This is a genomic window from Marinobacterium sp. xm-a-152, from assembly GCF_013282965.1.
GTDB lineage: Bacteria > Pseudomonadota > Gammaproteobacteria > Pseudomonadales > Balneatricaceae > Marinobacterium_E.
This window is the reverse complement of sequence record NZ_WBYI01000017.1, coordinates 1-3,763: the sequence shown is the minus strand read 5'-3', so window position 1 is coordinate 3,763 and position 3,763 is coordinate 1. Positions and strand designations below refer to the sequence as shown.

Sequence of the window (3,763 nt, the reverse complement as noted above, 5' to 3'; positions counted from 1 at the left end):
GACAAACTCGCCGAGCTTTGAGTTTCACAAAGCTTTGCTAATTGCAGTTTAAATACTCTGTTATACCTGGACATAAAAAGACCCCCGATAATTGGATTGTTATGTCCAACTATTGGGGGTCAGTTCACAAGCGGGGCTTTTTATTTAGGCGACAAGGATGTCGCGAGTTAATCCCTTCTTAACCATCGCTTCGCCCTATGGGCTAGCTCCTACAGCCATATGCCTACTGCGACTTGTTGGAGCCTTATCGTAGATGAGGCGATTGGGATCATCGCGACCTTTTCAAGATCGCTCCAACAAAAAGGCTTATTCCAACAAAAAAGGCTCCCTAGGGAGCCTTCATTCAACGTCACTCTTTACAGCTGAACGTTGTGGTAAACGTGCTGAACATCATCAAGATCTTCTAGCATGCCTAGGAACTTATCAAACAACACCTGATCTTCTTCGCTGATCTCTGTGTAGCTGTTAGGTACCCACTGGATCTCTTCTACTTCAAGATCCGTGATGCCCATCTCAGTTAGAGCCGTTTTAGCTTTGAAGTAGTCCGTAGGAGCAACAAAGGCAGTTAGCAACCCCTCTTCGTTCTCTAGATCGGTTACATCAACGTCGGCTACCATCAGCGCTTCAAGCACAGCGTCTTCGTCATCGTGTTTGAATACAAATACCGCAGCGTGTTCAAACATGTGCGCTACAGCACCTTGGTTACCGATTTTACACTTAGTCTTAGTAAAGGCTTGGCGAACATCACCAAAGGTACGGTTCGGGTTGTCAGTTAGACACTCAATGATCGCCATTGAGCCGCCTGGGCCGTAACCTTCATATCGAGCAGGTGCGAAGTCTTCACCGCCACCACCTTGCGCTTTATCGATCGCTTTATCGATAACGTGCGCAGGTACCTGATCTTTTTTAGCACGATCAAGCAAGCTACGCAGAGACAGGTTAGCATTGGGATCCGAACCACCGGATTTGGCACTCATGTAAATTTCACGGCTGTAACGACTGTAGACCTTAGCATTCTGGTCAGAAGTTTTAGCAATAGAGGCTTTTCGGTTTTGATACGCACGACCCATCGGGAAGTCACTCCAGTAGTTCAAAAAAGAGGCGACAGTTTAATCCCCTAGCGCCCTTCAGACAATCCTAAAAAGCGCTGTTCACTGGAAAAGCATTGTGCTATTGTACTAGTACATGAATACATCTAGCCATTTTGATCAACTCATTGCTCACCTCTTCTCTTGTCAAAGTGAAGAGGCACTTTCCAATGCGCTGCAGGAACTGTTAACACCCAGTGAGGTCACAGAGATCAGTAAACGATTACAGATCTTCCGGCTTTTAGAGGGTGGTGTTCCCCAACGTGAAATTGCGAAACAGCTAGGTGTAGGTATTGCGACCGTGACGCGCGGATCGCGCGCATTGAAAGCCAAAGAAGGTAACGAATGATTAACCGTAAACCGGCCAAAATTGAGCTTCCCAGAAAACCTCAATACGTCAAAATGGCGGCCGACATCGATTTTTTCCAACTGTTTAAAAAGATCGAAAAGCGCTTTGATAACTGCGTGATGCTCGAATCTTTGGGTGAAGAGAGTTACATCTCACGCCACTCCATCATCGGTTTTGATCCTGAGCAAATTTTGTGGGCCGACGAAGGCTACCTTCATATCGAGGATCGCCAAGGCAACCGCGAGTCTTATGCCAGTGAAAACCCATACTACCTTCTACGTGAGATCGTCCCACAAAACATCATCTCGCGAAAATATGCGGGTGGTCTGACCGGCTATATCGGTTACGACTGTATGAACTACTTTGAACCCTCACTGAACCTACAACACAGTGAGATGTTCGATATCTTCCGTTTTGGTGTTTTTAAAGACGGTCTAATTCTCGACAAAATGACCGGTGAAGTTTTCTACTTCTACTACACTGATAGCCGCATTGAGTTGGTCGATGAGATTCTCGCTTCCGACTGCCCTGCCAATGGCCCGCTGAAGATCTACAACCTCGGCGATACCATGACCCAACAAGATCATGCTGATGCTGTTATGAAGGTTAAACAGGACATCATTGAGGGTAAGATTTTCCAGACGGAAGTGGGCTTTAAAAAGCGCTTCCGTCTAGAGGGTGACACTATCAACATTTACGAACAGTTACGTGAAGTGAACCCATCGCCGCAGATGTACTACGTTAAGTTTGGTGAACAGAAGTTGATTGGCGCAAGTCCCGAACTGCTCTTCCGCTTACGTCAGGGTGAGATGGAGACCTTCCCACTGGCCGGCACAACAAAACGTGGCGCCGATGCCGTTGAAGATCAGCAGTTAGCTCGTGCTCTTCTTAACGACCCTAAAGAGATTGCAGAGCACAATATGATCGTCGATCTACACCGAAACGACATCGGTCGAGTGGCACGCTTTGGTACCGTTAAAGTGCGCAACCTTATGGACATCAAACGATTCAGTCACGTTCAGCATATCTCCAGTGAGATTGTCGGCATTATCTCTGACGAGCACGATATGTTCTCTGCTTTAGCCAGCAACTTCCCTGCCGGCACACTAACAGGTGCGCCCAAAATTGAGGCGATGACGATTATTGATGAGTTGGAGGCAGATGGACGCGGCCCATACGGGGGTGCAGTCGGTCACTTCTCCTTCAATGGTGATTGTACCTTTGCCATTCCGATTCGCACGGTATTTGCCAACGGTGAACAGGCGTATGTGCAGACCTGTGGTGGTAATGTCTACGACTCTAATCCGGAAGATGAGTACGAAGAGATTCGTCGCAAGTTTGCCGGCACTAAAAAAGTACTGGATCAATTTATGGTGGAGGAACAGGCGTGACCGATACGACAACCATGAAGGTTTACATCATCGATAACTACGACTCCTTCACCTACAACCTCTACCAGTTCATTGGCGAGATTCTTGAAGCGGAGCAACTCGCAGGCCACTTGGATAATTTTGAGATCATTGTAAAACGCAATGATGAGGTCGATGTTGAGGCAGTACGCCAGGCCAACCCAGACAGAATCATTATCTCGCCCGGCCCCGGTTCACCGGATGACCCTAAATACTTTGGTGTCTGTGCTGATATCATAACCACCCTAGGCAAAGAGACGCCGCTAATGGGTGTCTGTTTAGGGATGCAAGGTATCGTCCACTGTTTTGGTGGAAAGGTGGTGAAAGCCCCACTGCCTATGCATGGTAAGATCAGCCCGATCACTCACAACGCTGAGGGGGTATTTAAAAACATCCCCGATCAACTTGAGGTGATGCGCTACCACTCGCTCATTGCAGAGTCGGAGTCGATTCCAGACTGTTTAGAGGTCACTGCTGCAGTCGGTGAACTTAAGCAGAACGATCTAACCAACATCGATCGAATCCGCCAAGGCGGTGCCTTTGAGATTATGGGTGTGAAGCACAAAGAGTATCCAATCCATGGCATCCAATTCCACCCAGAGTCCTTTGCGACCGAAGGTGGTAAAGAGCTGATTCGCAACTTTTTGTTTGTTTAAGCCCACATTGTCGAGGGAGCTTTGTTGGAGCCTTATCCTAGATGAGGCGAAGCTCTTTGTAGGAGCCTTATCGAAGATGAGGCGATAAAATCGCGGCCTTTTCAAGACCGCTCCAACGCTCCAACAAAAAAGGGGTCTAATGGGATGGTCCGTCCCGCTTCTTAAACGGCATCACAATGTGCCAGGATATTAGTTACCACACTTTTATCCAAAGGAGACGGACCATGACGCAGACTATAACAAACGCAGAAGTACATACCC

4 protein-coding genes are annotated in these 3,763 nt (G+C 47.7%); 3 read left to right on the top strand and 1 reads right to left on the bottom strand.

Annotated features, from left to right (window positions below):
* Positions 1-356: 356 nt before the first annotated feature.
* Positions 357-1,070 (bottom strand): YebC/PmpR family DNA-binding transcriptional regulator, encoded by a 714-nt coding sequence (locus XMA152_RS12370; protein WP_173480999.1) that lies wholly within the window; start codon positions 1,068-1,070, stop codon positions 357-359.
* 115 nt (positions 1,071-1,185) lie between these two features.
* Here XMA152_RS12370 and XMA152_RS12365 point away from each other — a divergent pair, with 115 nt between their 5' ends.
* From XMA152_RS12365 to XMA152_RS12355, 3 genes are read left to right on the top strand one after another with little or no spacing between them, the layout of a single operon-like run.
* The gene (locus tag XMA152_RS12365; protein ID WP_173483776.1) at positions 1,186-1,437 is read left to right on the top strand and encodes a Trp family transcriptional regulator; all 252 of its coding nucleotides are present in this window, start codon (positions 1,186-1,188) and stop codon (positions 1,435-1,437) included.
* A complete protein-coding gene (locus XMA152_RS12360; RefSeq protein WP_173483775.1) occupies positions 1,434-2,828 on the top strand; it encodes an anthranilate synthase component I family protein in 1,395 nt (464 codons plus the stop codon). Before XMA152_RS12365 ends, XMA152_RS12360 begins: the two co-directional genes overlap by 4 nt.
* Positions 2,829-2,842: 14 nt before the next feature.
* Positions 2,843-3,502, top strand: a complete 660-nt coding sequence (locus tag XMA152_RS12355) for an aminodeoxychorismate/anthranilate synthase component II (protein WP_173483777.1) — start codon at positions 2,843-2,845, stop codon at positions 3,500-3,502.
* The last annotated feature ends 261 nt before the right edge of the window (positions 3,503-3,763 follow it).

Coding starts and splice junctions, on each gene's coding strand:
- XMA152_RS12360 (WP_173483775.1), top strand. CDS start 1,434: ATGATTAACCGTAAACCGGCCAAAATTGAGCTTCCCAGAAAACCTCAA.
- XMA152_RS12370 (WP_173480999.1), bottom strand. CDS start 1,070: ATGGGTCGTGCGTATCAAAACCGAAAAGCCTCTATTGCTAAAACTTCT.
- XMA152_RS12355 (WP_173483777.1), top strand. CDS start 2,843: ATGAAGGTTTACATCATCGATAACTACGACTCCTTCACCTACAACCTC.
- XMA152_RS12365 (WP_173483776.1), top strand. CDS start 1,186: ATGAATACATCTAGCCATTTTGATCAACTCATTGCTCACCTCTTCTCT.